The sequence below is a fragment of the Magnetococcales bacterium genome, from assembly GCA_015228935.1.
Classification (GTDB): Bacteria; Pseudomonadota; Magnetococcia; order Magnetococcales; family DC0425bin3; genus HA3dbin3.
Window position 1 is genome coordinate 1 of record JADGCO010000185.1, and the last position, 3,405, is coordinate 3,405.

Below are 3,405 nucleotides of genomic sequence, written 5' to 3' on the forward strand. Positions count from 1 at the left end.
ATTTAGTAAAATATTGAAATAAATCAGATTTTGCACTACAGATGACGAACATGGGATAAGCCTGCAAGGTGTGGTGGCCACCGGTGTCCACAGCGGCGGCACGAATGTGCAGATCCGACATCTGCCGGGCATGAGGCAAAGGACGGCGCAGAAGATCATCCAGATCCTTCCACACTACCGGACCGGATGGGTCCCCCCAGATCACCCGGTAATCCACCGACCAGGACTCCTCATCCAGACCCCAACCAACAGTTTCCACTTCCAACCGATCATCTTGGACGTCAATCCCGGATGTGAGGATGACGACTCCGGGAGGAAGGTGTGGGCCAAATTCTTCCCGGCGCAGCATCAAACCATCGGTATCCAAGTGTTCCGCTGATTCCTCCCAGGTCTCTCCCATTTTGGTGTTGATCCAGACCTTGAGCCGTGGCGGGTCACGATAGACCTGACCATGTTCCACGGCGATCTGCCCCCAGGAATTCCACCCTGGTGGACTGTACAGGCTTGACAGGTGGAAGCCGGCAATCAGTCCACCAGTTTGTTCTTCGGCGATCCACCGCCCATGATCCAGCATCCACCCCTTGCGGTGTTCTTCGATGACCTCATTGCAATGGATGCAAATGTAATGTGCCTTATCCTGTAATCCTTTCTGCCACTGCACTTGCTTCCATTCCAGGATTTGTTCCTTTTGGCAAAACGGACATGGCACCCAGTATCGGCGACGATCACTTTCGCCAAAGGCTGCTTCAATTCTTGAGAATCCCTTGATCGTTGGCGTGGAGGTCAATAACACTTTGCGATTTGAAAAGGTGGCCGTGCGCTGAACAGCCAACGCGACCGGATCACCTTCCCCATCTACATCAAGGGGAAAACGGTCCACCTCGTCCATAAACAGATATCGAATTGGGGCAGAACTGAGGCCTGATGCAGCATTGGCCCCAGTGATCAGGAGTATTCCTCCAGAAAATTCCTTTGAGAGCAGGGTGTTTCCTGAATCTCGACTCCTGGCCGGTTTTACGCGATCCCTGATTACCGGACTTTCTTCAATCAGCGACCCCACACGTTGATTTGAATATCGTTTGGCCATGTCCACGGTTGGCTGCACCATGAGCATGGGCCCAGGGGCATGGTGGATGATAAAGCCCAACCAGTTAAGTCCACATTCGGTTTTTCCCAACTGCGCACCAAACATCAGCACGACTTTTTCCACGGGAGAAGAAGGGGAAAGACAATCCATGATTTCGCGCAGGTATGGTGTCCTGCTGGTACGCCAAGGACCAGGCTCTGCCGCTGCGACTGATGACAGTATTCGGTGCGTATCTGCCCATTCCGAGACAGTCAGATCCGGGTCTGGACGTAGACCTTGGAGGAACGCTTCCCGGTAAATATTGGCTGCGAACGCTGTCACAAGATTTTTTCTTCAGATCACGATTCATGATGGGGCGCAGTTGCTGGAACGGAAGCAATCATTCAGTCAACTCCTCCATGGCGCTACGCAGTTCCTCGATCAACGTTCGTTCGATGGTCATGGCATCGGTCTCAGCCGCACACGTTGCCGCAATACGATGAGGAATATTCAATAATCGATCTCGCACTCGACGCGACAAATTGAATGCCTCCACTTGGACATCATCAAAGGCAACCAATTTTCCTGACCTCACCTCAAAATCAAGTTTGGCCAAGCGAGCATCATAAGCCGCCTTTATGGATCGGCTTGTCTGATAGTCAGGAACAGATGTGCTTTTTTGTTGCGTTGCTGGGTCATCCAGGGCATTACCCTGGGGGATGCTGGTGTTGCGTTGCTGAGCCGGGTTTGTGTTTTGTTCCCAATCAATATCAGCCCTGTCTGGATCAATCGTTCCGTCGGGTTCCAGGAGAATGCGTCCTGACCGGATTGCTTTGCGTACCGCGCCTTCGGAAACTTCTCGGTGCTTTGCATATTCCCGGTTGGACATTCCCATGGGGTTGATTCCTGGTCGATTCTGGGGTGCGTACCTGGTCCTGGGTGCGTACCCGTTTTTCAGTCTGGCACTAGCGAAAGGCCGCGCTCGCGCGGTACCCGCATATTTTTATTTCAAGAAGGACCCGTGATGGCACAAACATTGCTTAAGACCTTAACTCACTGGCAAACCGTCTTGGGAATCGGTCCAACACCACCTTCTTTGCCGTATCATGGAAACCAAAACGGGGTGGAATATGTACCTTTTTTTCAAATATATAGATCAAATCTATTGGCAACCTCTTTTTTCCTCGACGATGCCAAAGAGCCATTTTCCCTACATGAGTAGCATCAATTTCCTTGTTGTGCATCCTTCTTTTTATATTTGATCTTTCTCTTGAACGTGCTGTTACAGATTTTTTAGTAATCGGTGATATAAAATATCTGGTCTTCTTTAATAACTCACCTGGATATTTTGATGGTCTGGTAACTGACATTTCGTCTGGACGCGCTCCAATTGGAATACCCATAGACTTGCCGGACGTTGATTTTCTTTCACCACCACTTTCCTGCAACTCCATGAAGGCATCCTTGACAAGGATTGAGGCAGACAGCTTTTCCTTGCGGGCCGCTCGGATTCGAATGCCTTTTGCCAACCAACCTGTGCGGATTTTGAATCGTTTTGGGAGTTGCCTCTTCACTTCCTCCTGGGCGTCCTGGGCAGTTTTGGTCAGAGCCACAGACGCAGCGAATCTCATCTGCTTTTCCGCTTGTGCCAGTGCCTTTTTGAAAGCTGCGTCATTGAAGCTGATATTTAACATTCGAATTTTCTTATTATGCGATCAATGGTTGAAAACATAATAAACCAGAATCGTTATGGAGCCTCACTTGCTCAGGAAGTACAATACCATTGTTACCCCTCCACCCCCTGATATACCCCAAATGGCAGCCTTGATTTCCACTGATCTCAACCTTGCCTCCAATCCAGTGATCAATTTTGCCAGTTCGTCCTGACGTCGAGTATTGGCATCAAGTGTCCCCTGGATCTGCCCCAGTCGCAGAAGAATATCTTGAAGAACGTCCATCAGATTTTGGGCTGGTTAAGGTTCTTGGTTTCAGGCAGCACAATTCCCAACAGGGAGATGACACATCCGACAATCTTGGTGGTGTTGTCAGCAACCAGTGTTGGATCATGTCCGGTGATGATGGCCAGTAATGCGGCCAGCGCGGCCCAGGTGGACGGCTCTTTGAAACGAGCCAGAATGGAATACCTGTTCAAGGCTTGATCTCCGCATCAGGTGTTTGAGTCTGTGATTCGGGCATTAAAAAACCCGCATCAGGTGTTCCTGGCGGGTTGCAACTTCCATGGATCAGGATCGTTGTGCGTGCGATCCCGCCATTGTATCGACGATCATCCTAAATCCGGCAATTGGATCGGTAGCAATTTGGAGAATATCTTGAGAAAA

The 3,405-nt window shown here is 50.1% G+C and carries 4 protein-coding genes; all 4 read right to left on the minus strand.

The features are described from left to right. Window positions 1-1,408: phage terminase large subunit family protein (locus tag HQL65_20440; GenBank protein MBF0138603.1), on the minus strand; the 1,408-nt coding region annotated here is incomplete at its 3' end. 58 nt (window positions 1,409-1,466) lie between these two features. Beyond that, window positions 1,467-1,961 carry a hypothetical protein gene (locus HQL65_20445; GenBank protein MBF0138604.1) on the minus strand — a complete coding sequence of 165 codons (495 nt, stop codon included), beginning with the start codon at window positions 1,959-1,961 and terminating at the stop codon, window positions 1,467-1,469. 145 nt (window positions 1,962-2,106) lie between these two features. Continuing rightward, complete coding sequence (locus HQL65_20450) at window positions 2,107-2,760, minus strand: hypothetical protein (protein ID MBF0138605.1); 654 nt, start codon at window positions 2,758-2,760, stop codon at window positions 2,107-2,109. A gap of 263 nt (window positions 2,761-3,023) precedes the next feature. Then, the gene (locus tag HQL65_20455; protein ID MBF0138606.1) at window positions 3,024-3,218 is read right to left on the minus strand and encodes a hypothetical protein; all 195 of its coding nucleotides are present in this window, start codon (window positions 3,216-3,218) and stop codon (window positions 3,024-3,026) included. Between the last annotated feature and the right edge of the window lie 187 nt (window positions 3,219-3,405).

Excerpts from the sequence above, each read along its gene's own strand:
- HQL65_20445 (MBF0138604.1), bottom strand. The coding sequence starts at position 1,961 with ATGGGAATGTCCAACCGGGAATATGCAAAGCACCGAGAAGTTTCCGAA.
- HQL65_20450 (MBF0138605.1), bottom strand. The coding sequence starts at position 2,760 with ATGTTAAATATCAGCTTCAATGACGCAGCTTTCAAAAAGGCACTGGCA.